Genomic DNA, 25,425 nt, shown 5'->3' on the forward strand with positions numbered 1-25,425 from the left:
TGCTAGGAATAGCGAACAGGCAGCGTTCGCGAGGAATCATCCGCCGCTCGATTACAATTACACAACGCCCAGTTCGAACACCGCGAGGTAGATCTGGCCACCACCAGCTAAGATCATCACGACGGCTGCGGTCTGGTGTATCCGTTGCAGGTACGTACCGAAGTTTTGCCAGATGCCGATGCCAACGTCCGCGAGAAGTGTCACACCGACAATCGGAAGCGCTACCCCGAGCGCGTACACTGTCAGGACGAGAACGCTTGTGTGGACTGGCAGTGCAAGCGCCTGAGTGACGACACCGAAGAACAGCGGCACGACACAGCCCGCTGCTGCGACTGCGTACACAGCACCGAACACGCCGAATCCAGTTACTGACGCCGTCCGCTGCGGCAGCGGGACGCGGAGTTCGGGCTCGCGGTTCAGGAGCATCACGACGCCGAACACGACCAGACCCAGTCCGATGATTGGTTCGAGCATCGGGAGTGCGTTCTTTAGTGGCTGCCCGAATGCGAGGACAAGCAGCGCGACGAGGGTAAGCGCGACAAGCGCTCCGCCAGCAGCGGCAGTGGCCGGTGGCAGCATACTCACATCCCCGTCGCTTTCGCGCATGTAATAGCCGATGTACCCCGGGAGAAGCGGGAACGCACACGGAGCGAAAAACGTCGTGATGCCAGCGCCCGCAGCGAACACGAGTGTCCCGAGGACGGCAACGCCAGCCATCTTACACCAGCGCGTCGAGTTCGTCTCGAAGCGTTTCGTCTTCGGCAAGCCCGCTGTGGCCGAACTGGACAGTCCCGCTCTCGTCGACAATCGCGATGTACGGAAGTCCGTCGGCTCCGAACGCCGCCAGCAACTCGCTGCCGGGGTCAAGGCCGACAGTCCAGGCACCGCCATTGCGGTTCCACCATTCGCTGATGTCAGCCCTCGTCAGCGTCTTGCTCGGCCGCTCGTTCGTCACAGAGATGAACGACACGTCCGTGTACTCGGACCGAATCGCGTCGAGTATCTCGAGCTGGTCGTCACAGGGCGCACACCACGTGGCGAACAGGTCGACTACCGTGACAGTGCCCGGCGTCGGCACGGCCGTCTCGCCTGCTGACGAGCCGCGTGCATCGAGCGTCTCGACACGAATCGGAAGCTGGTCTGTGTCTCGGGGCTGGATACCCGACAGCCCGTTCTGGGCAACCCAGAGACTCCCACCAGTGAGACCGAGCCCGGCCATCGCCGCAACGACCTGTCGGCGGTTCACGCGTTTCTCACCGTCTTCAGGTCAGCAATGATGGTTTCTTCGTCCGGCGACTTCGAGCGGTAGGCACGCTCGACGAACCCATCGGCGTTGACCAGTAGCGTCAGTGCTGTGTGCGTGAACATGTACATATCCATGTCCTCGGGGTCAGTGCGCTGGAACATTACCCCAAACTGGTCCTGTATGACCTCCTTCGCCCGCTGCTTCGACGCTGGTCGAAGGAACTGCCAGTTCTCGCTATCGGCGTCGACGTTCATCTCGTCGGCATACGCCCCGAGACGGTCTGCGGTATCACGGCCGGGGTCGAAGGTCATCGCGAAAAACGTGACCGCATCGGCGTAGCCGTTGTTCTGTGCGTGGCTCTGAATGTTCCGCTGGGTCGAGATGAGGACAGGACACACAGTCTGGCAGTGGCTGTAGAAGAACGTGAGGAGGGCCGGCGCTTCGATATCGCGCAACCGAACCTCGCGTGATTCGGTCGGCGTGGAGACGCTCACGTCCGGAATCTGCTCGCCCCATGCAGGATACGGAACGTCGCTGCTCTCGAACTCCCGGTCGGGCTCTTCGAGGACAACATCGGGATTCGAATCGCCGAAGCGACCACCACCGAGACACCCGGCAACTCCAACAATTGTTCCAACCGCACCGGTCGATTTGAGAACCGTCCGTCTGCGCATACACGGTGCTTGTGCCCTCGAATATTTGGAGAATCTGGTGTGACTCTCGTAAACCGCCGTTTGCCTGCTTTCGTATGATCTCTGGCAGTGAGTGTGTATCAATGCTGCAGAGCTCCCAGTTTGGGACTCCTTTCACGACCCGGCTGAGTTCCGATGATTCTGCGTGATCAATCGGCCCATGCACCAGCAATATGATGCGTGATAGACCGTAGCAAGATAATCTATAATCAGCAACTATCCACATCTATCATAAACAAAACTAATCGGACATCAAATTGAATCTTCTTGTCGCCTACGTACACTTATACTCCCCATCTATGCATATATGTGGTTATATGGCGGAAACACCCATCTGAATACTGTTGACTATCGGCTGAAACTGTAATTTCTAAACGTCAACCGTCCGAACACTTATGTGTAATCTATCCGATACTGTAGTCGTAATGCCAGAAACGAAGTTCGAGGTAGATGTCGACAGCGCGCCAGACGAACAGCCGGGTTCGAACCCGTTCAATCGGTGGCACCCGGACATCCCGGCGGTTGTCGAAGCAGACCCCGGCGAGAGCATGCGACTGGAAGCGCTCGACTGGACTGGCGGACAGATAACCGATAACGACAACGCCAACGAGGTCCGCGACGTGGATCTCTCGCAAGTGCATTATCTCGCAGGACCCGTTCACGTCAACGGTGCCGAGCCGGGTGACCTCCTGAAAGTCGAGTTCCACGACATGGGGCCGCTCAACGACCGCTCGGAGTTCGGGTTCACTGGCACGTTCTCCCAGCAAAACGGCGGCGGGTTCCTGACCGACCACTTCCCCAAGGCAGCGAAATCCATCTGGGACATCGACGGCTACACGGTCTCCTCGCGCCACATTCCCGATGTCGAGTACGAGGGGAAGATCCATCCTGGCCTCGCAGGGTGTGCGCCCAGCGAGGAACTGCTGGAAGCATGGAACGAGCGCGAACAGGCACTCATCGACAAACACGCCGAGGACCCCGAGTCGATACCGAACCATCCGACCGGGGAAGAAGAGCCAGCCGTGGCGAACCCACCGACGCCTGACGGTGCGCTCATGGGCGAGATAGACCCCGACGAGGCCGAGGAGGCAGCAGAGGTCGCGGCCCGGACCGTTCCGCCCCGGGAACACGGCGGGAACCACGATATCAAGGACCTCTCCATCGGGTCGACGGTATACTTCCCGGTGTACGTCGAGGGGGCGAAGTTCGGCATCGGTGACTTCCACGCCTCACAGGGCGACGGCGAGATATCCTTCTGTGGCGCTATCGAGATGGCCGCCTACGTTGATCTCGAATTCGACCTCGTGAAAGACGGGATGGAGAAATTCGGCGTCGACCACCCGATCTTCGAGCCGGGTCACCGCGGACCGAACTTCGAAGACTACGTCACCTTCTGTGGCTACTCCGTCACTGAGGACGGCGAGCAGAAGTACATCGACTCCCACACCGCGTATCGGCGGGCCTGTCTCCAGGCTATCGATTACCTCAAGCAGTTCGGCTACACCGGCCAGCAGGCGCTGCACATCCTCGGCACCGTTCCGGTTGAAGGGCGACAGAGCGGCGTCGTGGACGTGCCAAACGCCTGTTCGACGCTGGCCCTCCCGACTGGCGCGTTCGACTTCGATGCGTCTCCAGCGGGGATCGAGCACAACAGCACCGACCGCGGTGACCTCTGTGTCACTGACGACCCGCTGTAATGAGGGCTAGAGACAACACGGGCTGTCGACACTAATGTTGAGAGAGACGACTGAAGATGACGGCAGTGCCGAGCCGAACACCACACACACCGCCGCAGGCGAACTCGCCGACGCAATCCGAACGACGCTCGGGCCCAACGGGCTGGACAAGATGGTTGTCGGCGAGAACGGAACGGTCATCGTCACCAACGACGGGTCGAGTATCATAGAGTGGATGGATATCACGCATCCAGTCGGGCAGCTGGTCGAACAGGCCGCGACTGCACAGGACAGTGCCGTCGGGGACGGAACGACGACGGCAGTTGTGCTGGTCGGTGCGCTGCTTGAGGAGGCTGCAACGCTTCGTTCGGACGGGTTTCATCCAACGACAATCATCGATGGCTACGTCAGGGCTGTCGAGGCCGCCCTTGACCAACTTGAGCAGTACGAACGTAGCCTGCACAGCCGGCACGACGACCAACTGACACAGATTGTAAAGACTGCCGTCACGGGCCGATGGGACGATGCTTCGACCGATCGGTTCGCCGAACTGACCCTCAGTGCGCTGCAGGCGGTCGAGTTCGACACATCGAGGCTTACGCTCAAGTCCTACCCCGGCGGCGAACTTCGTGACTCCGTCTGTCTCGACGGGGTGGTAGTCGATCTGGAAACCTCTTCGACATCTCTTGAAGCGCTCAGTCACCCAAGTATCCAAACGGACGACGAGCCGGCTATCGCGATGGTCGACGCCGAAATCGGCATCGAGGAACCGAACAGTATCGAATCGGTGGAGCTACAAGACGCGACACAGCGGAACGCGTTTCAGGCCCACGAACAGGACCGGAGAACGGAGCTGGTAGAGCAAGTGGTGCAGTCAGGTGCGACCGTCTTGTTCTGCCAGAAAGCCATCGACGAGGCGGTCAGAACCGCGCTCGCTCAACGAGGTGTACTCCCCGTCGAGCGGACCCGGCGGGACGAGTTCGATGTCATCGCCCGGGCGACAGGAAGCACGCCAGTGATGGCCGTCGACGACCTGACCGTGGACAGCACCGGCACTGTCGAATCGGTCACACAGCGGACGGTCGGGACCACACAGACGCTTACCTTGCAGGGCTGCCCTGAGGAACAACGAGCAACACTGCTGCTCCGTGGCGGCACGCCACACGTTGCAGAAGAGGTCCGCCGAATCGTAGCAGACTGTATCGACGTTACTCGTGTCATACTCGACGACGGTGCGTTCCTGCCGGGCGGCGGTGCGGTGCCGGCCGCACTGGCGATGGACATCGCCGCCCTGTCCCGTGGGATACCGGACCGGACACAGATCGTGTTCGATGGGTTCGGGACCGCGCTGGAAGCCATCCCACGGACACTGGCCACGAACGCGGGTACGGACTCACTGAACACGCTGACGACGATAAAACAGCGGCACGACGCTGGTTCAGAGACAGTCGGTGTCGGCCCCGATGGCCATCCCCGCGATATGATTGCGGCAGGTGTTCTGGAACCATCCACAGTGTTCAGGAGTGTTCTGCAACGGGCAGTCGCTGTTGTGACACAGATCCTACGGGTCGACGACATCGTGCGGACTAGTGCAGACGAGCGCAGAACTGACGCTGAACACGACCACGCCCACGCGGCGACGGGTGGCTATCCGTGGGCAGTGGGGCACTGAGGGCATGACAGGAGCGCAGACACAGACAGCTATCCAGCCGACCGAATACTGAATGAGGGCGAGTTACTCGTCTTCGTCCGCTGCAGCGCGTTCCCGCTGGACCACGAACACCGGCCCGAGAAACCGGTTGGCGACCTGATCGGCTGGCATTCCGAACACGAACGTCGCCAGCGACGGGTCGGTTTCACCCATCACGACCGTGTCAAACGCGTCTGCTACGTCGACAATTGCGTCAAGGGGGTCCTGATCGCGGTCGATCCGTGTCTCGATAGTCGACGGGTCCATGCCGAACTCCGCCAACCGGTCCGCCATTCCGCCAAGCAGTGTCTGGATATCGTCGTCCGTTGTGTCTTCGTCCGCGACGTGATATAACGTCACGTCGGCGTCCATGTCCCCAAACACACTGGCGACGACGCGGGAGAGACGGTCAACGCCGATAGCCCCACGGACTGGGACCAGTACGTCTTCGACCGGTCCCGTAGCGTTCGGAACGAGAACAGCCATGCAGTCGTGCTCGGCGATCATGCGGTCAATGGTCTTCTGGCCGTTATGGGTGAACACGAGTCGCCGTTCGACGGTGGCTCCGGCGTCCTCGAACATCTCCTCGTACTCATCAAGCCGTTCCGTGGCCCGATCCTCGAACTGCATCCGCGCCTGTCCGGGCGCAGTCTGCTCCGGGATGACGTGATACCCCAGCAGGACAACGTGCGCATGGGCGAGCAGTTCGGGGACACCCTCCGGGATCGACTCTCCCTCAAGGACGCGGATCGGAACGAGTATCGATAGACGGTCGGTCATATTCAGATATCTCCCTTGAGTGTCACGTCCCCAGCGTAATAACGGTACCAGAGGTACGAGGCGAGCATGACAACGACGCCAATAGCGATTGACGCGGGCTGCATGAAGATGATCAGGCCGAAACTCGCGAGCGCACCCACGGCCGGGACCACCGGATAGCCCGGTACTCGATAGCTAGGTGAGTACCACTCCGGGTTCCGACGCCGCAACACGAGCAGGGCGATACACATCAGCCCATACATAATCAGGTGGAGGAACGAGGCGACTTCGGCGAGGAGTTCGACCCGGCCAGTCGCGACGAGGACGAGAATCGGGCCGCCAGCAGAGAGCAGTGCGACGTGTGGGGTACCGTACCGGAGGTTGACCTCGCTCGCCTTTCTGGGGAGCAAGGCATCACGGCTCAACGCGTACACCGCCCGCGAGGCACTGAGAATTGACGCGTTTGCACTCGAAAACGTCGCCAACAGTCCGGCACCCAGAATCGCGACCGCACCGGGTAACCCGAGGAAGTCACGGGCCACTTCGACCATCGCAGTCTCCCCGAACTCCCCGAGACGTTCAGCGCCGAAGGCGCTGGTCGCGACGAAAATCGTCACGACGTAAAAAACGGTCACAATCAGGACCGAGCCGACCATCGCCAGCGGAAGGTTCCGACCCGGCTGTTTGATTTCACCTGCGACAGTTGCGACCTGGGCGAATCCCAGATACGACGTGAACACGAGCGCAGCGGTCGTCAAAACCCGAAAGTACCCCCTGGAAAAGAACTGCTCCGGCACGGTGCCGCCGCCGAAGACGCCCACAGCGTCGAGGACACCGTAGGAAAGGAATCCCGTGAGCACGACAAGGAGGACCCCCACCACCACGTTCTGGATCTTCGCGGTGTTTTCTGTGCCACCGATACTCAATGCCGTCAGTGCAGCCCCGAACAGCAACCCAATGCCGATGACTGGACTGAACGGGAGCGCGACGTTTAGCTCAGCGAACACGGCGCTCGCGTAGTGGCCGAGCCCGACCAGATAGAACGCCGAGGCGAACATCAGTCCGAGCCACAGTCCGAGGCCCACGATTGCGCCATATGCTGTCCCCATTCCACGCGAGATGAAGTAGTACCCGCCACCGCTCCGTGGCATGGCCGTCGCGAGTTCGGAAGTCGGAAGCGCCACGAGCAACGCGATCAGCCCGCCGATTGCGAACGAAAGGGTAGCTGCAAGCCCAGCGTTGGCGGCCGCCAGCCCCGGAAACACGAAGATTCCGGCACCAATCATCGTCCCGATTCCGATTGCCAGCCCACCGACCAGCCCGATAGTCCGTTCCAGTTCAACGTTGTCGTCGTGGACGACTGCGTCGTCGGTGACGGCTTCCGGCTCCTCAGCAGGTACCTCACCGGCGATGTTCTCGCCCGCTGCGTCGACATCAACAGGCTGGTCAACCATATGCTAGAAATTATATCACCTACCCGATAAAACCGCCGACGAAATGCGTGCCGACTCGCAGGCCGCAACGCCGGTGAACTGGATGAACAGGCCGGCGACATAAGCGTAGCGCCACATAGAGAACCATCTCTGTGGGCTCGCGAAACCCCGCTTGCGGCTCCGGAAGCCAGTGAACCGGCCACACACTACCGGCTGGCCAGTCGAAACAACTCTATGTCTCGGTCACCTGCTGTAGGTACTGTGCGTTTCAGTCATCGGGCCCGAGCGCTCACGGTTCCCGACGAGGTTCGGGACGCGATAGCGGCGCACATCGCGGCGAGTCATCCCCACGAGGCTGGGGGATACCTCGCGTGTACGCGACAGGATGACCAGTTGTATGCGACCGATCACGTCCCGCTCGAAAATGTTTCGCCGAGGCCGCGGCGTCGGTTCGCCGCCACGGCACCCGATCAGATTCCGCCGGAGCCTCGGGTGTTCTATCACTCACACACGTCGGCGTCGACGCCGTCCGGTCTGACGGGCACCGACCGGCGGAACATCCGTGACCGGTTCGCACTCGTCGTGTTCGCCCCACACGGGGAGCCCTACAGTTACCGGCTGTTCCGACTGGGGTTGTTTAATTGGCAAGAGATCCCAGTGATGGGAGAACCATCCCACGAAGAGCCGACCAGACTGCCACGGCTCATCTGAGGTAACTGGTCTGAGTGTGGCAACTCGGGGCTGGTGCGTGCTGGTCGACAGTGAAATCGGAAGCGCTGGCGGTAAAGCGGTATATACTCAGTCTTCCTCGCCGCCGGCTACGATGTTGGGGTTGCTCTGTTTCTCGACGCTGTATATCGGGTAGTCGTCCTTGGTGACGAAGGCGATGACGAGGAACGCCACAAGCCCCACCGCGGCGGCGATGAACGTCGGCAGGCCGTCGAAAGCGGCGGTGAAGATGTCGTTAGGGATGTACAGGAGCGTGTTCTCGTAGGCGTAGGTCGTCGGCACCATCACGAAGAGCACGAGACGGGTGGCGGAGCCAGCGATCATCGAGCCGAGTGCTGCCGGCGTGGTCGCGATATCGGACCAGTATAGTCCCATCACAAGCGGGACGAACGCGCCAGCCAGCATGATGTCGAACGCCAGCACGAGCAACATCCCGGTCGCGGACACCCGTATCGCGAGGAACACGCCAAGTAGCGTTATCGGGACTGACATCAGGCGCGTGACGGTGAGGAGTTTGTCACTCTCCGAACCGAAGAAGCCCTCGTCGACGCCGCCGTCCGCGGCGGCTGCCGGGCTGGCGGCACTCTCCTCGTCGACGCGGATGTTACCGATGTTCCGAGCGATGACCGCCGACGTTCCCAGAATCGCCCCATCGCTCGTCGAGAACGAGGCGGCGACGATGCCGGCGAGGACGAGTGCAGCCAGCCACGGTGGGACAGCGTTCTGTAGTAGCGTGTACAGCACGGCCTGGTTCCCGGCCTCGACACCAAGGGAGGCCAGAATCGGGTTCGCCGACAACGCGACGACAGAGAACGGGACACCAATGATCAGCGTACCGGCGGCCCCGATGAAGCAGGCTTTCTGTGCGGTTTCGGGACTGTCAGCCGCGAACACCCGCTCCATGAAGTCGATGGCGACGATGTCACCAAGTCCGAGAGCGACGATGGTGGCGAGGTTGATGTAGGCCCCCTGACTCGGGTCGGTGAGCTGCCCGAGGTTCGTCGGTCCCATCCCGGACGGAATCGTGATGCCGTAGTTCGTCGTGACGTAGACGATGAGCGCGATGGAGCCGAAGAAGGCGATCCCTGCCTGTATCACGTCGGTGTAGGCGACCGAGAACAGCCCGCCGGCGACAGTGTACGCGAGCACGAGTCCGGCGATGATGAACACACCCAGTTGGAAGCTCGTGCCGACGAAAATCTGGAAGAGGTAGCCGCCGGCGACGAGGTTCCCCGCGAGCAGGAACGCATAGGCGACGGACATGATGATGCTTGCGACGATCTCGGCGGTACGACCGTACTTCCGGCGGTAGAAGTCCGGCAGCGTCGTGAGGTTGAGTCGGTTCATCGGCTTCGCAAAGAACAGTCCGGTGAGGAACAGGCAGAGCGCCAGCCCGACGGGCAGTGCCGCACCGGCCCAGAAGCCAAACCCTGCTGCGAGGTCGGTGTTCCCAAGCGTCGCGTTCGAGTCGAGCGATTGCGCCATCAGCGTCGCCGCGGCCAGCGGGAGAATGAGTCCCCGACCGGCGACGATGTAGTTGATACTGTCGCCGTTGACCTTCTTCGCGACGTAGAACCCGATGGCCATCATCGTCACGATGGTGGCGGCGAGCCCATAGAGGATGACGCTCACGGCGAACCACCACTGTTGACGATTGAACAACTATCATCGCCTCTGTAGCCCGATTCCACAGTTTTACGCCCAGATTGGTTCCGGGCCGGACGGTATTCAGTCACATCAGTTTCGTTTTGAGCACTACATAAAGCGATTATGACAGTATTGTTTACACAGTAGAGTTATCCCGCAACGAGCATGGACTGTAGGAGTGTGTTAGTGGACACATGTACGGTGCGTAACTCCTAGGACTGTTTTAATACCTTAGCTGCGCAGGCACTTGCATATCGTTCAGTTTCTTGCGAATGTGGAGAATTTGTTTCAACCGGAAGTAGAAAATGCGCCCTAATCTGATAAGAGATAGAGCGATTGATGGACGTTTCGAAAATCCATAGGAGTGGTGCGTGGTGACGCCCGATCCGATTCGAATGAAACGGAAAGTCCAGCAGCTGGGCTCGTCCACGCTGGCGGTGACACTGCCCGTGGACTGGGCACGGCAACACGACATCTCGAAGGGTGACGAGGTCATCGTCCAGCGCGACGAAAATGGTGGGTCGCTGCTCGTTGTCCCCGAACAGCCCACTATCGAGGACGTGGAGGCGACCATCGACGCCGACGCGCTGACCCCTGACGCGCTGGAGCGGGCCATCATCACGCAGTACGTTCTTGGCCGACAGCTCATCCGAATCGAGGCGACGGCACCGCTGGAGACCGAACACCGTACCGCCGTAATGAATGCCGAGCGTCGACTAATGGGGCTGGGTATCGTTGAACAGGCCGAAACAACGGTGACGGTGCGATGCTCGGTCGCGCCCGAGGACTTCGACCTCCCGACGCTGCTGGGCCGACTTAGTCGCACCGAGGCGGTGATACGTGGGGACGCGATTTCCGCGCTCATCGAGGGTGACACGGCCCTCATCGAGACGGTGGAGAGCCGCCAGGCCCAGGTCGAGAAGCTGTTTTACCTGTTCCTGCGTCTGGTGTTTACTATCTACCGGAACCCGCGACTGAACCAGACTGTCGGGCTGGAGACAGGCTTTCCACTGATCGGGTACCGCTCGGTCGCACAGGACGTGGTGTTGATGGCCGACACGGCCATCGAGATCGCGGGGCTGGCGAGCGACTCGGCGACGCCCGACCAACGGACCGCCTCGAAGCTCACCGAACTCGGGGACGCGCTCGATGACGCCGCGAGCGCGACCCGGTCGGCAGTGACGACCCCCGACTACGACGCGACCGAAGACGCCCGCGCCGCGTTCGACCTGGTCGATGACAGGATCGCCGAACTGAACGCCCACCTCGAAGCCGAACGTCCCGAACCGTTGCTGGCGCTCCAGCGCGCTGTGGTCCTGCTCGAACGTAGCGCCAGACACGCCCGCGACAGCCTCTCAGTTGCGACGCATCTGGCCTTCCGGAACGACCCTTCTCTGGTCACCGGGGAGTAACTGCTGACCGAGAGGGGCGAGCCAGCATTAAATTCCTTAAGGAAACTCGAACAGTACATGTCCACTCGTGGTCATAGGAGTGGGTTTTACACATCCGAAGGAACGCTTATCCGTAGTTCGCAATCATCTACTTTTGTCGATACACACGCTGGGTTCGACCAGTTCGAGCCCGGGGAACCACTATATCATGACTAACCGAAACGGCGACGACATCTACGGCGAAAAGCATAAAGAAGCGAACGAACCCATTTTCAGCGGCATCCCGACGTTCCTCAAACTCCCAGAAGTCGAACGCGACGCGCTCGATGAAGAGGATGTCGACATCGGTATTCTCGGTGCACCGCTGGACACGGCGACGACTATCCGTCCGGGCACCCGCTACGGCCCGCGTGCAGTCCGGGCCGCCTCGACGGTCCCTTCGCCCCCCTACGAGCATTTCAACATCGAGACCGGTATCGACCCCTTCGACACATTTAGCGTGGCCGACACCGGCGATGCAGCCGTCTCGCCCGGGGACACCCGTCAGAGCCAACTGAACATCGAGGACGCGGTCTACGAGATCAGCGAGCAGGCCACGCCCATTGTCATCGGCGGCGACCATTCTATTTCCTACCCCGACATCAAGGGCTGGGCCGAGGCGAACGGCTACGACGACATCGGCCTCATCCACTTCGACTGTCACGCGGACACGGGCGACGAGGGCCTGACCGGCTTCGAGTACGACCACGGGGCGTGGGTCAAGCGGGTCTTCGACGACGACCTCATGGCCGGAGAGAACTACACGCTCATCGGTCCGCGTGGATTCTGGCCCGGTCCGGACACCTACGAGGAGATGCGAGAGGCCGATATGAAGTGGTACACTTCGATGGATGTCGGCGGGATGGACCTCGACGATATCGTCGCCGACGCGGTCCAGCGAGCTACTGACGGGACCGACGCAGTGTGGGTCTCTTTCGACGTGGACGTGATGGAGCCGGCCTACGCACCCGGCACCGGCGAACCCGAACCCGGCGGCCTCGTTCCGCGGGAAGCCATCTACATGGTCCGCGAGGTTGTGAAGGCCCTCGACCCAGAGGACTTCGGCTTCGACGTGGTCGAAGTCTCCCCGGCCTATGACACCAGCGACAGTAGTTCCTACAACGGCGGCGTCACCAGCGGGCTGGCCAACCGTCTCATCATCGAGGTCATGGGGAGCATGGCACTCGCCGAAAAGGGACTGGAATCGGGGGACCCGATCAAGCCCAAGGAACCGCTCGGTCCCACGGAGGAAGCCGAGACGCCGGCCGACGACTGACCACCGCCGCGGTATACGGCTCAATCGCTGTTGTTGTACTCCATTGGTGGAATGTGCTTGGGGGGTGGTGTGTCGGCCGGTAGACGCTGGCTCGGATGACGTCAAAAGGGGTCACCGGACAGCAGCCAGTCATCAAGCGTTGCGAGTACCCGCGCATTTTTGATTATCACAGCGGTATATTGAGAAGTGGTAGCAATTCAGCCGGAACTGGACGGGCGTACTGCTCTTGTGACAGGGTCTGCGAAGCGTGTCGGCCGAGAGATGCTCCTCGAGTTGGCGGCTGCCGGTGCCGATGTCGCTGTGCACTACTGGACAAGCGAAGAAGCGGCGGCGGAGACAGCAGCCGACGCACGGACCCACGGCGTCGAGGCAACCATGGTGGAAGGTGACGTAACAGATCCCGACGCCGTTGATTCGCTGTTCTCGGAGTGTGAGTCAGAACTTGGCGATATCGATATCTTGGTCAATGCCGTCGGGCCGCTCCCACAGGGACAGTGGGACGAACTGTCCCTCGATGAGTGGAAAACCGCTGTTGAAGGGTGTCTATACTCGACGTATCTGTGCTCGCAGCGAGCGCTCCCATCGATGCGGTCGGCCGGTTGGGGACGAATTATCAACTTCGGCGTGGCAGATGCGCGTGACGACAGGGCAGTGCCGATGAACTTCCCGTACTTCGCAGCGAAAAAAGCCGTCCTGCAGTTTACGCGCACACTGGCGTACGATACACAGGACGACGGGATTACGGTCAACGCTGTGTCGCCCTTTGCGGTCGAGAACACTGTGGTGGACGTATCGGAGTACCCGCGCGGGCGGCCAGCCACATTCGAGGACGTTGCGGCACCGATTCTGTTTTTCTGTAGTGACGCGGCTGCCTACATTTCCGGTCAGAACGTGGCCGTCGACGGTGGTCGACTACAGGAAGCGTGACCGGGCAGACACCAGTCGATGCATACTCACAGCAGGTATGTTGGGACGGCGAGAGTCCCACAATCGCTACAGTCCACACTGGTCACCAGCCATCGCAGGTCCGCGGCTAGACGGTGTCTGCGGCTTCCGACTCCTCGCTATCCAATCGAGCGAGTACGATGCCGGCGATGAAACACGCAGCCCCCAGCCCGTACAGGCCATAGCTCAGTGGTGCCGAAACGAGGAACCCTGCGACGATCAGTACTCCGAACGCGGCGTGCAGAATCGCAGTCTGGTTCACAGCCGGTGTAGCGGGTTCAGAAGCAAAAATGCCGCGGTACGGGGCTCACTGACCGAGTCTAATCGATAGGAATTTGTGGGAGTATGGACCAGAACGGTCCCATTCACCGTTGATGTATCGCTCCAACACCAATTCAGATCACGGGCACAGGTCGCCGATCCACACGGTTGTCGCCGAATCAGCCGATTCTGGCAGGTCGGAGTCGGACGATGGGTGCGTCCGGCGAGTCGATGGCAGCAAGGACGTTCCCAGTCTCGGGTTCGACGACGACATCACGGATACGCCACCCTCGGTCGGCGAGGAGAGGCGTCGCTTCCTCGACCGTTCGCCCGTCGACGGTGAACCGGGCGAGGTATTGCGATGCCAGCCCGCCGACGAGCAAGTCGCCGGTCCACTCCGGGAAAGCGTCACCGGTGTAGAAAGTCGCGCCGCTGGGCGGGAACCCACCTGATCCGCAGCCCCACGAATAAACTGGTGCCACGACGTCGTCGCGATCCGCGTGGCTGACGCCGATAGGGTCGCCGCTGCCGTAGGTACAGCCCTCGTCGGCGACCGGCCAGCCGTAGTTAGCGCCACGTTCGACGATGTTGATTTCGTCACCGTCCTGTTCGCCGAACTCAGTCTGCCAGATAGCTCCCGTGTCGGGGTGGACGGTCATCCCCTGGGCGTTGCGGTGGCCGTAGCTGAATATCGAATCGACCGCGTCCGGGTCGTCGGTGAACGGGTTCGCATCGGGAATACCACCCGAGGGTGTCAACCGAAGCGTGGTCCCGAGCTCGTTCGTCCTGTCCTGAGCGACGTGGTCGGGTCCAAAGTCCTTGAATTGCCTGTCGCCGACAGTCATGTACACCAACTCGTCCGGGCCGAACACGACGCGAGACCCGAAGTGCCCGTCGGAGTCGACGAACGGCTCCGCGACGTGCAGTTGTTCAAATCGATCGAACTGCGCGTCAGCCGCGTTCAGGCGACCACGACCCAGATGTGTTGCCGATTCACCGCTATCGTTGGCTTTCGAATATGTCAGATACACCAACGCCGGGTCCGGAAAGTCGGGATGGAGCGCCGTATCGAGCATCCCGCCCTGACCGCTCGCGTACACCGACGGTACGTTACTGATCGGTGTGACTGTGCCGTCTGACGGATCGACCAGCACCACGCGGCCGACGCGCTCTGTGACCAGCCACTGTGAGCCGTCAGGGAGCGGCGTGACGCTCCAGGGGGATTCGAGCCCATCGACGACGGTTTCGACAGTCACAGCGGTCGCTGAGTCGTCGGTCTGCCCGGAATCCGTGGCTGTATCGCCGTCGCCTTGTTGGTTGTCGCTGGGAGCACTACAGCCCGCGAGTGTCCCTGCGACCGTGAGCCCGCTCGCAGCAAGGAAGGTCCGTCTGTCCATCGTGGCCACAGCTACGGTCGCAGTGCTGTTAACTGCGGTCCCAGCCGCGGCCAGCCCGCAGAATCAGTCACTCTACGACCGAGCGTGTTCGACGGCGTCCTCGGCAGTGTCGCCGACGTACTCGTAGAACTGTCCGCGCAGGCTATCACTGTGCTGTGACATCTGTGTGATGACTGCGACGTGGTCGCTTTCGACGGCGAACACGATGTCAAGCTGTAGTCCGTAAAACTCACCGCGCAGTGTAAATTCGTTGTCTGGGTACAGGTCGTCATGATTCGGTGACGCGCGTCGGCACACGTAGCCGGTGTGTTCCCGCAGCACGGTCTTGAGTTGCTCCGGCGTGAGATATCGGTCAGCTTTCTCTGCAGCGGTATGGCTTACTTCGATCCGGTCGACGTTCATCAGATATCTATCCAGTAGGCAGCGACGGCTTATTTTGGCTCCCATCGGGAAGTTCCAGTCATTGGAGAGATATTCGTACGCCGACCGCCCGTTGGGCCTGTCGCGGCGAAGTGTCTTTTAGCCTCCCGCAGCTACGCAGCACTGATGGACCGTCACAATCAGCCAGCAGGTGATAGAGAGCGTCTGCCAGCGGAGACACTCTCGCCGCTGGCGACACGGGTCGACGAACTGCTGGCCCTGTATCGATACGAACTCACCCCCGCTATCGATGCGATCAATGCTGCCGTCGCTGGCTACGGTGGCCTGTTCGACCCGGAGACAACTGCTGCTGAAATACGGACCGCAATCGACGAGCTCATCGAATCTGGCCCGCCCCCGGCACAGCAGAGCGCGGCTACTTCCGCCGTGTCACAGGTAGTTCTCTATGTGGACGGCAGCGCACACAGTAACGGGCCGGCCGGGGCCGGTGCTGTGATTCAGGCTGATGAGACGGAGATCGCCCGACTCGGGCGTCCGGTTGGCTCCCGGACGAACAACAACGTCGCCGAATACGCTGCCCTCCAGCTCGGGCTGCAAGCACTGGTGGCACGATGTGATCCGGAATCGGTCGAGATCCGCATCGATTCGATGACCGTCATCAACCACATCTGGGGTAGCAAAGAGAGCACTGTGAAAGCGACGCCGTACAGCACAGCGATCACTGACCACCTGTCGGCGCTGCCCGCCCACGAGTGGACGCATCTGGCTGACAGTGATCCGAACCCAGCTGATGCACAGGCGACGGTCGGGGCCGACATCGCAGCCCTCGGTCCTGGGTGAGACAGGGGCCAGAGAGCCTGTCGGTCGCGTTGCTCGCGAAATGGCTCACCAGCGAGAGATGGGTGTGTAAGTAGCCGCTGTTCTGCTGTTTTTATTCCTTGAGCACGTGTTTTATGCTAATGTATACTGATGGGCAGTTCGACTATGATGTGGTCGTGGTCGGCGGCGGCCCGGCCGGGCTGACGAGTGCACTATACACCACCCGACTGGGGATGGACACGATTGTCATCAACCGCGGTGGGGGCCGCGCTGCAATGATGACCGACACGCACAACGTCATCGGCGTCACTGAGGACGTTTCGGGGAACGAGTTCCTGGAGACGGCACGCGAACAGGTGCAGGATTACGGCGGCACCTACGAACGAGGTTTCGTGGAGTCAGTCGAGCCACTCGGAGACGAGGACGGCTTCACGGTGACGACGAGCGACGGCGAACTGGTGGTCAAGCGGGTCGTCTTGGCGACCGGGTTCGCCGACGAGCGTCCAGACCCGCCGCTGCCACGCACCGGGAAAGGGCTCCACTGGTGTCTCCACTGTGACGCGTTCATGTTCGTCGGCGAGCCGGTGTTCGTCATGGGGACCGGCGAAGCCGCGGCCCACGTCGCGATGATTATGCTGAACTACACTGACGACGTGGACGTCCTGACTCGCGGCGAGGAGCCGGAATGGAGCGACGAGACGCAGACGATGCTCGACAATCACCCGGTCGAGATCGTCGAGACAGAGTTGTCCGGCAAGCAAACCGACGATGACGGCTGGCTATCAGCGTACGAATTCGAGGACGGAAGCGTCCGGGAGTACAAGGGCGGCTTCCCGATGCTCGGTTCGGACTATCACGCGGAACTGGCCGACGAGCTGGGAGTCGATAGAAACGACGACGGGACGGTGGCCGTCGACGACCACGGCGAGACCAGTATCGACGGGATCTACGCAGTCGGAGACCTGACGCCAGGTCACAACCAGATTCCAGTCGCGATGGGCGAGGGCGCGGATGCGGGCATCGCTATCCACAAGGACCTCAGGAAGTACCCGCGTTCAGTCGAAGACATCGAGTCCGAGGGAGCGGTCGAAGATGTGGAGGTGCCCGCTGTCTCGGAAGAACTGTTCGCGACGGCGCTGGCACACGAGGGTCACGCCGCCGGGCCACGCTCGGCTGAGACGCCAGAGGCCCGCGCTGACGACGACTGACGCTCCGGAGTAAGTAACCGAGTATCGGCCCCGAGAAGCGACTATTCGTCTTCGGTGTCGTGCTGTCGATAGGATTCGAGCAAGTCGTCAAGCAGTAAGCAGCGAGGGTCTGTCACGGGGTACGCAGTGTCGATGTACTCCTCTGCGGTCTCGATGTCACCACGAATCGCGAACTGTCGGACGCGAGCAGCGTTCTCGTAGAAGTTCTCGTTGATCTCCGGCGACATCTCGGCCCCACTGGAAGCCGGTTGGTGCTGGAAGACCTCTTTCTGTAGCTCGTCGAAATCAACCATCTCGGGTTCGTAGTCCTCGATTTCCGAAAGGACGTACTCAACGGCGAACCGCTGAAACTCGGACTTGTTCGAGAAGACACCCTCTTCTACCATCTCCTCGACGCAGTCCATCACCGCTTCAGGGAACCGAACCGTTGACTTGACCACGTATTACTCATCAGACTGTCGACCCATATAAAATATGCTCCCGCGGGGGCTGGCACACTGTGTGTTGATTGTTTTGGTATCGCCTATTTGATTGTAAAATCCCGCCTGACAGTACTAGCAGCGGTGATGATTTCTGGCGGCAGTGAGGAACGTAGAGTGCGCTCACTGACACAAAGTCGATCCCGTCCAATGACGGGGAGGCAATTAGTTCTGTACACCGATGCTATCGACTCCCCGGCAAGTAGATACTGGCTACCAGCACGACAATGAAAATCCCGATTACAGAACATACTTTTGCCGTGGACACCTTCTAAAGTTTGACAATGGGTCGGCCAAACGTGTTACTCGTCGTTCTCGACTGCGTACGCGCGGCGAACACCTCGTTGTTAGGTCACCGGCGCAAGACCACACCCTTTCTGGAGGAATTCGCTCGGGAGGCGACAGTGTACACGCAGGCACGGACGACCGCGAGCTGGTCGCTGCCGGCACATACGAGCCTGTTCACCGGTGTTCCGTCCGAGGGGCATAAACTCCAGATAACCGAACGGCTGGAGCCCGGGCAGACCATCTTTGATTTCCTCGATGGGGAAGGCTACGAAACTGGCGTGTTTACCGAGAACCCGTATCTTACGGTTCACCCATCCGGTCTCAGTGATAGCTTCGAGTCCGTCGTCACGGAACGGCCCGACTCAACGGACGTTGACGACCCGTCCGAGACCCGCAACGGTGTCGACGGGTTCTGGTACGCTGACAGGCTGACGGAGTGGATCGACGAGCAATCGGAGTCATGGGCTGCGTGCCTGAATCTGATGGATGCGCATATGCCGTACGCGACGCGGGACGCCTACGATGAGTGGGGCGCGGACTTTTACTGGGCAATGCACGACGAACTCCCGATCAAATGGGAGTGGAGCGTCTACGGGGAGCAACTCCCAGCGGGCATCGGACAACTACTCGAACCGCTGTACGATGGGGCGATTCGACAGACTGACGCCATTCTGGAGCAGGTCATCGGTGCTCTGGAGACACGCGGTGTGTTAGATGAGACGCTCGTGGTCATCACGTCGGACCACGGGGATGGGTTCGGAGAGCCGCCACAGGCGGCCACAGAGCCACCGGCCGTCATGCACGGCATGGGCACGCAGGAGGAACTGTTTCACGTCCCGCTGGTCGTCCGCGGACCGGGGCAGACCGAGGGGCGGCGAATCGAGTCCCTGGCGACGCTGTCACGGTTTCCCGACGCCGTACTGGCTGCCTTTGACGGGGATGAGGACGACTCCGGATGGTTCGTCGCACCTGATGGGCAAACGACTGCATACCAGTCACCGCCCACCGGACAGACAGCTGAGTACGCCGAGCAGTACACTGACGAACCGGACCGATTCCGACAGCCTGCATCACTTGTGTATCTTGACGGGCCCGGCGACACCGTCTACAAGCGCGCAGCGTGGGGAGAGGATGAATACGAAGCGGTCGTGCGGGGCCGGCGGTCCGAGTCCAACCACGATACACCTATCGACCGCTCGCCGTCGGACGTTGTCGCTGACTCCGCAGCGCACAGTGAGACGCTCGAAATCACCCAACTTGCGTCTGGGGAGGACGAAATGGCAGAATACGATATCGATGGCTTCGACGACGTAGACCTCAAGTCGCGGTTGGAGCGACTCGGCTATCTCTGAACCGGTGCTAATCAGGCCGAAACCGAGCATCGTCCGCCACACTCGTATTATAGCTGTCGTACTTGCGATGGCTGAACAGAATCGAAAGGGATGTTTGTCGCAACTTGATTTGTACGAACGATGTATAGCGATATTCTCGTTCCAACGGATGGGAGTGCGTCAATGCAGCAGGTACTGGAACACACAATCGATATTGCCGACGGGCGGGATGTCACCGTCCACGCGCTGTATGTCATCGACGACCGGGCGTTCTTGTCGATGGATGACGAGATGCAGGACGAAGTGCTTGAGAACCTCCGAGCGGAGGGCGAAGAAGCCACGTCGGCAGTCCGGGACACACTGGAACAGGAAGGAATCGAAGTCTCGACAGCGACCCAGCGGGGCAAACCAGCAGACAACATTGTGTCGTACGTTGAAGACGCCGATATTGATCTGATTACGATGGGAACGCAGGCAGACAAGTATGAACAGAATATGCTCGGGAGCACGGCACAGAAGGTCGTCACGAAGTCGTCCGTTCCGGTCCTCACTGTTGGCGTTTCCGAGTCGGAGTAAGCGCGCGGTTCGTCAGTGGTCGCAGGCTGCGGTAGTTGATGCAGGCGGAAACTAGAAATTCGGGTCCCTACTTACTGTGACTGAGCGACATCGGTTCTGACGCTGAACGACCCGACCAGCGTTTCGAGCTGTTGTGCCTGGTCGGACAGCGACTCCATCCGGTTGCTCACTTCATTGATCGAAGCAGTTTGTTCTTCGACTGTCGCAGACACAGATTCAGTTTCGTCTGCCGACTCAACACTAATATCCGCGACCTCGTCGATCATCGACACGACACCTTCACTGGTCGCCGCCTGGCTATCAGTCGTGTCGCTGATTTCTTGGACACCGGTATCGGTTTCCGCGGCGTTCTCAGCAACCCGTTCGAACGCAGTAACGGACCGCTCAACGGCTTCGATCTCTTTTTCCACTAACTCACTCGCCCGTTCAACCTGACTGACGACAGTGCCGGTCTGGTCCTGAATGTTCTCGATTCGGGTTCGAATGTTCCCCGCAGACTCCTGGGTCTCGTCGGCCAGTGTCTTGACCTCGTCAGCCACAACAGCGAAGCCGTCGCCTGCATCTCCGGTCCCGGAGTTCCCAGCGCGGGCCGCTTCGATGTTCGCGTTCAGCGCCAGCATATTCGTCTGTTCAGCAATATCGGAGATGAAATCGACAATTGTCGCGATCTCTGCCATCTGGTCGTCGAGTTCGGTTACTGTCTCCACCGTTTCGTCGATAGACGCCTTGACATCTTTCGCATCAGTTAGCGTGTCTTCGGCGAGTGACTGCCCATCACTCGCGATTGTTGCGGTCTCGGCAGAAGTCTGTGCGACTTCATCAGCCGACGCCGCGATCTCTTCGACCGCCGCTGAGAAGTTCGACACCTCGGCGCTCGCCTCTTCGACCATTCCCCGCTGTTCATCAGCGCCGGCAGCGATCTGCTGGATAGAGCCGCTCACACCGTCGCTCGCCGTCGCGACTTCCTGCAGTGCTGAATCCGACTCCGTGACCTGTCTATCGACAGCAGCAGCGAACGACTGAATCTCGCCGAGCGTCGCTTCGAGTTCGTCCGCCATACCGTTGAACGCAACGCCGATTTCAGCCATCGAATCGTTCATACTATCCGCATCAACACGCGTTGTGAAGTCGCCGTCCGCCATGTCCTCCATTGCGTCTTTGTACGTCTGGGCCTTCAGTTCGAGATGGCTGTTGAGCGCAGCGACCTCTTCACGCTCCTGCTCGGCCTCGTCTTTGAGACGTTGGGCTTCCTCGCGCTGCTGTTCAATTTCGGCTCGCTCCTCTTCGAGATTATCGATCTTATTCGCCCGCTCGCGGGCACGTTCAATCTCTGTCTGTGCCTTTTGTCGAGACTTTTCGATGGAACTCAGGTGGATCGTCAATGAGATCGCCAGCATTGCAACGAAGCCGCCATGGATAGCGCCCCAAGCGATGGGGTTCAGTTGCGCTGCCGTGTGGTTGTAGACTGAGGCGGGGTCGATGATGCCGAAGATAATGTGGCTCACGACGACGTACGCGATGCCGATGCCGAACGGAATCCAATCTTCATAGATTGCGGCGATGCCGATTGCGATGAAGAAGTGGAAGTGTGCCTCAATGTACCCGCCGCTAAAGTGCACAAGCGTGCCGGTACAGAACGCGAGTCCCGTGACCGCTAGCACAGTTCGCACTCGACGGCTGAGTTGCGGTAGGGCTGCGGCGAACGCAAACCCAGCAATGAGACCAATCTGAAGCAGCACCCGTCCGGTCGGTACGGCGGGGATGGCTGCGCCGATGATCGGACTCTGCGTCGTTTCGACGAGCCCTAGAATCAACAGAAACGGGATATGCGCCAGAACTGTGATGATGAAATATTTGTGGCGGCGTTGCCACGTTTCGTCGGGAATTGAACTCCCATCCGGGATGGTCGAGAGGAAGCCACCATCGCCGCCGGTGGTGTCCCGGCTTCCAATGTTTCCAGCACCTGTCATGTTACCATTTGCCATACCTCTGAAAAACGCTCAGAAATTATATTACTGTTCATGAAATTATCAAATTTGATTAGTGCACGCTGGACGGTGCAAAGACATACACTATTATTCAATATGGTTTGTTCACTATTTGCGCTGTTGTCATTCGGTCAGGTATGTGCTGAGGGTCAACAGCTACGACAGACGACCGCGTATATTCAGTAATTGATAGCTAGCCACTTCGTTGCCTGAGGTGGATGGCAGCGACTGCGAGCACAGTGCTGCGGTAGCGACCCTTGAAAACGCAGGTCTTGGTTTACTCACAGCAACACTAAAGTCGGTACATGGCAGTCTCTCTGTCAATAAGGGAAGACACACTGACCGCAACTCGGGTCACGGATGAGTGGGCTGCAGGTGGTGGGGTGGGAGAAACTGTGTGCAACCCACTGTGTGTCGCCAACCACGACGACAGGTTCTGCACTCCGGTACATCAGTGGCCGGGGGGAGACACACACTGACTGTGGAGCCAAGTAGCAGAACCCACGTGCAAGGTTACCAAGCAAGTAAAAAGCTCTTGTGACTTTCAGTTACAACACAAACTGTTTCGCCCAGATTACAGCACTTCCGAATGAGGTTTGTGAATATCTGACTGTTGTTTTCGAGGCTATTTGCTAGGTTTTTGGTAGTTAATTCGTAATCGAAAAGTTCCATGCCTTCCTCGTTTAAAACACCATGTCCACAACCCTGACCGTCGAAGGGATGAGTTGCGGTCACTGTGAGCAGACCGTCGAAGAAGCCATCGAGGCGCTCGCCGGTGTCAAAGACGCAGAGGCCGACAGAAACGCCGATCAGGTGTCTGTCGACGGCGATGTCAGCACGGAACAACTCATCGCCGCTGTGGAGGATGCGGGGTATGACGCGGGGACCTGAGACAGCCAGTCCCAAATACTGTAGTAACTGTTGTCGATACGGGTTCGGTACCACTGCTGGGTAGCGGATGACTGTCACCCCGTGGAGAGGGGAGACGGAAAGTTCGGCTCAGTCAAACAGCCCTTCTTCCCGAAAGCCGGCCATCAAATCGTCGATAAGGGCCGAAGCCGTCTCGTAGGGATAGTCCTGATACTCGGCGTATTCTGTACCAAAATCCATCACCCCGACGCGGACATCCCCTGCTTCGAAGGTCGTACTTGGGCCGTCCGGCAGCACTGGCACTAGTTCCATCGGTTCCTCGACAGGGTACTCTGCGCTGGTGAAAACCGCCTCTAATTCCGCTCGAAGCTGCCCGGCAGTGTCTTCTGTCATACCGGAGACTTGGTTGAGAGAGACAAAAGGCTTGTTCTGTGCAAACAGTCGTAGTCACGCATCACTCGGTATAGCCGAGTTAGCGGATGTTTTTCAGGATGTCTTCGCCCTCGGCGGCAGTATCGATGGCTTCGACCACGATATCCTGTGGCTCTTGAACTACTTGTAGAAGTTGTCGCGCACTTCTGAGTTTGTATCGGGCTTCAGAGCCATCCCCGTCGTCGAAAGCGCCTTCCAGTCGTTCGTCAGTTGTAGCGAGCGTCGTTTCGGCTATAGAACCGCTGTTGGGAATGTTTTTCTAAGTTTTGTTACATTTGTCTGAGAAATAATTCTCGAATAATAGTAGAGAGTCTCCCAGACTGTTGCTGAGAATGTGTATGAGTCTTCTGGACAACCGGTGGTTGAATTTCTTGCACGTTGGGATATCGTATTAACATTTTTTATCGAGCTATCAGAACAGGCAGTCGATGCCCTCCACGCTGCGGCGGACATTCCTCGGAATGGTCGCCACTGGATCAGTCGCCAGTATCGCTGGCTGTTCGTCGTCGTGCCCTGACGACGGCGCACCAGACCCATCTCATACAGTCGAACCGGATATCGACAGTTCTGGCTTCGAGACAGTGCCCGACGGCTCGTGGCCGTTGCCGCGGTTCGACGCGACGAACACGGGCTATGCGCCAGTCGGGATGGAAACCACGACACCATCGGTCAGATGGCACGCAGATATTTCAACATCGTCCGGTGACAGTGAAACCACCGGTGCAAGCGCGGTGGTCGTCGCCGACAGCACTGTCGTGCTAACGACAGCGACCGGTGTCGTCGCCCTATCGCTCCGTGACGGCGAAGAACAGTGGCGGCGAGATCTCACACCGGCGACGGTTCCGTCAGTGGTCGACATTGGAGACGAACCAGCGCCACCGGTGATAGCGAACAGTCGCGTCTTTCTCGCGACGACAGACAGTATCGCTGCATTCGAGGTTGCGGACGGAGCAGTTGCGTGGCGAAACACCGACACGGCCGGGGCAGGCGTTCCAGCTGTGACTGACGACGCCCTGTTCGTCCCCACGACTGACGGGGTAGCGAGATTTGCGACCGACGACGGACGCCGGCAGTGGACGGCGACCGCCGACGGGACGAGGCTGGCCGTAGCTGACGACACCGTCATTATTGCTGGACAGGAGATAGTGGCGGTAGACGCCGCAACTGGCGAGGTCCAGTGGGAACACTCGGATCGACCTGAGGGCTATCCCGTCGTCTCTGATGGGACCGTCTATGTGAGCAACACGTACGGCGACCTGATAGGCCGGTCACTTACGGACGGGAGCGAGCAGTGGCGTCTCGACGACAGACGGTCACTCGAGTTCCCGGTCGTGACGCCTGATAGCGTGTATGCGATCGAGCGCCCGGGTGAGTCCGCCAGCGCAACATTCGCCTTCGACCGCGTCGAAAACGGGCCACCAGAGCCCCGGTGGTGCTCGAAAATCAATCTCGGTGGCGCGGTGACTGCCGCGACTGATGACGCTGTGTTCACGTTCCAGAGTGATGATGGCCTCACCGCGTTCACCACGCGTCTCGGCGAGGCAGTATGGCAGTATCCGACCGAGTATCAGGCAGTCTCACTGGCGGTACTCGATGGCGGAATCGTGAGCGTGTCGCCGGACGGAACCGTCGTGGCCCTCGGAGGTGAGTGACCTGCCATGTGGCGTCGCTCATATCGGTTGGCCGGTCCGCTGCTTGGGTTGAGTGCAGTCTGTCTGCTCATCACCGCAGTGCCGCTCGAACTTTGGCCGACACCGCGGCCGGGTGATTCGTATGTGTTCAACCCACCGCCGTTTAGCGCAATTTGGGTACAACGGACGCTCAGACCGGGACTCATCATAACCGCGAATGCGCTGCTGTTAGTCGGGCTGG

24 protein-coding genes are annotated in these 25,425 nt (G+C 59.9%); 12 read left to right on the top strand and 12 right to left on the bottom strand.

The genetic code is table 11. The features are described 5' to 3' along the window. Positions 1-57: 57 nt before the first annotated feature. From ACYJ11_RS17015 to ACYJ11_RS17025, 3 genes are read right to left on the bottom strand one after another with little or no spacing between them, the layout of a single operon-like run. Positions 58-717: a cytochrome C biogenesis protein gene (locus tag ACYJ11_RS17015; RefSeq protein ID WP_461648681.1), complete on the bottom strand. Its 660-nt coding sequence runs from the start codon at positions 715-717 to the stop codon at positions 58-60. 1 nt (position 718) lies between these two features. After that, positions 719-1,246, bottom strand: coding sequence for a TlpA family protein disulfide reductase (locus ACYJ11_RS17020; RefSeq protein WP_461648682.1), 528 nt, complete (start codon positions 1,244-1,246; stop codon positions 719-721). After that, positions 1,243-1,920 (bottom strand): SCO family protein, encoded by a 678-nt coding sequence (locus ACYJ11_RS17025; RefSeq protein WP_461648683.1) that lies wholly within the window; start codon positions 1,918-1,920, stop codon positions 1,243-1,245. The genes ACYJ11_RS17020 and ACYJ11_RS17025 overlap by 4 nt, the downstream gene beginning before the upstream one ends. A gap of 443 nt (positions 1,921-2,363) precedes the next feature. Here ACYJ11_RS17025 and fmdA point away from each other — a divergent pair, with 443 nt between their 5' ends. Together fmdA and ACYJ11_RS17035 are read left to right on the top strand one after the other, a co-directional pair. Beyond that, positions 2,364-3,635, top strand: a complete 1,272-nt coding sequence (gene fmdA, locus ACYJ11_RS17030) for a formamidase (protein WP_461648684.1) — start codon at positions 2,364-2,366, stop codon at positions 3,633-3,635. A gap of 34 nt (positions 3,636-3,669) precedes the next feature. Beyond that, positions 3,670-5,286 carry a TCP-1/cpn60 chaperonin family protein gene (locus ACYJ11_RS17035; protein WP_461648685.1) on the top strand — a complete coding sequence of 539 codons (1,617 nt, stop codon included), beginning with the start codon at positions 3,670-3,672 and terminating at the stop codon, positions 5,284-5,286. Positions 5,287-5,349: 63 nt separating this feature from the next. On the opposite strand, the gene ACYJ11_RS17040 is transcribed toward ACYJ11_RS17035, so the two are convergent. Both ACYJ11_RS17040 and ACYJ11_RS17045 read right to left on the bottom strand, forming a co-directional pair. Beyond that, entirely contained in the window at positions 5,350-6,084 is a 735-nt protein-coding gene (locus ACYJ11_RS17040) for a universal stress protein (RefSeq protein WP_461648686.1), read from the bottom strand. A gap of 2 nt (positions 6,085-6,086) precedes the next feature. Then, positions 6,087-7,517, bottom strand: a complete 1,431-nt coding sequence (locus tag ACYJ11_RS17045; RefSeq protein ID WP_461648687.1) for an APC family permease — start codon at positions 7,515-7,517, stop codon at positions 6,087-6,089. Between the two features lie 213 nt (positions 7,518-7,730). Between ACYJ11_RS17045 and ACYJ11_RS17050 the strand changes: the two genes are divergently transcribed. After that, entirely contained in the window at positions 7,731-8,207 is a 477-nt protein-coding gene (locus tag ACYJ11_RS17050; protein WP_461648688.1) for a Mov34/MPN/PAD-1 family protein, read from the top strand. 87 nt (positions 8,208-8,294) lie between these two features. On the opposite strand, the gene ACYJ11_RS17055 is transcribed toward ACYJ11_RS17050, so the two are convergent. After that, positions 8,295-9,857: a high affinity choline transporter 1 gene (locus tag ACYJ11_RS17055; RefSeq protein WP_461648689.1), complete on the bottom strand. Its 1,563-nt coding sequence runs from the start codon at positions 9,855-9,857 to the stop codon at positions 8,295-8,297. A 410-nt stretch (positions 9,858-10,267) separates the two neighbouring features. On the opposite strand from ACYJ11_RS17055, the gene ACYJ11_RS17060 reads away from it, so the two are divergent. From ACYJ11_RS17060 to ACYJ11_RS17070, 3 genes are all read left to right on the top strand, one after another. Next, positions 10,268-11,284 (top strand): AbrB/MazE/SpoVT family DNA-binding domain-containing protein, encoded by a 1,017-nt coding sequence (locus tag ACYJ11_RS17060; protein ID WP_306710562.1) that lies wholly within the window; start codon positions 10,268-10,270, stop codon positions 11,282-11,284. 187 nt (positions 11,285-11,471) lie between these two features. Further along, positions 11,472-12,578: an agmatinase family protein gene (locus tag ACYJ11_RS17065; RefSeq protein WP_461648690.1), complete on the top strand. Its 1,107-nt coding sequence runs from the start codon at positions 11,472-11,474 to the stop codon at positions 12,576-12,578. 228 nt (positions 12,579-12,806) lie between these two features. Then, complete coding sequence (locus tag ACYJ11_RS17070; RefSeq protein ID WP_461648729.1) at positions 12,807-13,505, top strand: SDR family NAD(P)-dependent oxidoreductase; 699 nt, start codon at positions 12,807-12,809, stop codon at positions 13,503-13,505. Positions 13,506-13,611: 106 nt separating this feature from the next. On the opposite strand, the gene ACYJ11_RS17075 is transcribed toward ACYJ11_RS17070, so the two are convergent. From ACYJ11_RS17075 to ACYJ11_RS17085, 3 genes are all read right to left on the bottom strand, one after another. Then, positions 13,612-13,785, bottom strand: coding sequence for a hypothetical protein (locus tag ACYJ11_RS17075; RefSeq protein ID WP_005533154.1), 174 nt, complete (start codon positions 13,783-13,785; stop codon positions 13,612-13,614). Positions 13,786-13,963: 178 nt separating this feature from the next. Beyond that, the gene (locus ACYJ11_RS17080) at positions 13,964-15,181 is read right to left on the bottom strand and encodes a PQQ-dependent sugar dehydrogenase (RefSeq protein ID WP_461648691.1); all 1,218 of its coding nucleotides are present in this window, start codon (positions 15,179-15,181) and stop codon (positions 13,964-13,966) included. Between the two features lie 72 nt (positions 15,182-15,253). Further along, positions 15,254-15,583: a hypothetical protein gene (locus ACYJ11_RS17085; RefSeq protein ID WP_170098685.1), complete on the bottom strand. Its 330-nt coding sequence runs from the start codon at positions 15,581-15,583 to the stop codon at positions 15,254-15,256. A 144-nt stretch (positions 15,584-15,727) separates the two neighbouring features. Here ACYJ11_RS17085 and ACYJ11_RS17090 point away from each other — a divergent pair, with 144 nt between their 5' ends. After that, a complete protein-coding gene (locus tag ACYJ11_RS17090) occupies positions 15,728-16,402 on the top strand; it encodes a ribonuclease HI family protein (protein WP_461648692.1) in 675 nt (224 codons plus the stop codon). A gap of 119 nt (positions 16,403-16,521) precedes the next feature. Continuing rightward, positions 16,522-17,589 carry an NAD(P)/FAD-dependent oxidoreductase gene (locus tag ACYJ11_RS17095; protein WP_461648693.1) on the top strand — a complete coding sequence of 356 codons (1,068 nt, stop codon included), beginning with the start codon at positions 16,522-16,524 and terminating at the stop codon, positions 17,587-17,589. Positions 17,590-17,630: 41 nt separating this feature from the next. On the opposite strand, the gene ACYJ11_RS17100 is transcribed toward ACYJ11_RS17095, so the two are convergent. Next, a complete protein-coding gene (locus ACYJ11_RS17100) occupies positions 17,631-18,029 on the bottom strand; it encodes a ribbon-helix-helix domain-containing protein (RefSeq protein ID WP_049943816.1) in 399 nt (132 codons plus the stop codon). Positions 18,030-18,352: 323 nt separating this feature from the next. Between ACYJ11_RS17100 and ACYJ11_RS17105 the strand changes: the two genes are divergently transcribed. Both ACYJ11_RS17105 and ACYJ11_RS17110 read left to right on the top strand, forming a co-directional pair. Next, positions 18,353-19,708: a sulfatase gene (locus ACYJ11_RS17105; protein ID WP_461648694.1), complete on the top strand. Its 1,356-nt coding sequence runs from the start codon at positions 18,353-18,355 to the stop codon at positions 19,706-19,708. 120 nt (positions 19,709-19,828) lie between these two features. Beyond that, positions 19,829-20,263, top strand: coding sequence for a universal stress protein (locus tag ACYJ11_RS17110; protein ID WP_049943817.1), 435 nt, complete (start codon positions 19,829-19,831; stop codon positions 20,261-20,263). 71 nt (positions 20,264-20,334) lie between these two features. On the opposite strand, the gene ACYJ11_RS17115 is transcribed toward ACYJ11_RS17110, so the two are convergent. Beyond that, positions 20,335-22,233, bottom strand: a complete 1,899-nt coding sequence (locus ACYJ11_RS17115) for a methyl-accepting chemotaxis protein (RefSeq protein ID WP_461648730.1) — start codon at positions 22,231-22,233, stop codon at positions 20,335-20,337. 711 nt (positions 22,234-22,944) lie between these two features. Here ACYJ11_RS17115 and ACYJ11_RS17120 point away from each other — a divergent pair. Beyond that, positions 22,945-23,142, top strand: coding sequence for a heavy-metal-associated domain-containing protein (locus ACYJ11_RS17120; RefSeq protein WP_188978430.1), 198 nt, complete (start codon positions 22,945-22,947; stop codon positions 23,140-23,142). Between the two features lie 108 nt (positions 23,143-23,250). On the opposite strand, the gene ACYJ11_RS17125 is transcribed toward ACYJ11_RS17120, so the two are convergent. Next, positions 23,251-23,514, bottom strand: a complete 264-nt coding sequence (locus tag ACYJ11_RS17125) for an MTH865 family protein (RefSeq protein ID WP_005533173.1) — start codon at positions 23,512-23,514, stop codon at positions 23,251-23,253. Between the two features lie 500 nt (positions 23,515-24,014). Between ACYJ11_RS17125 and ACYJ11_RS17130 the strand changes: the two genes are divergently transcribed. Further along, on the top strand, positions 24,015-25,205 hold the full coding sequence (locus tag ACYJ11_RS17130) for an outer membrane protein assembly factor BamB family protein (protein WP_461648731.1): 1,191 nt from the start codon (positions 24,015-24,017) through the stop codon (positions 25,203-25,205). The last annotated feature ends 220 nt before the right edge of the window (positions 25,206-25,425 follow it).

This window comes from Haloarcula sp. H-GB5 (assembly GCF_054850705.1).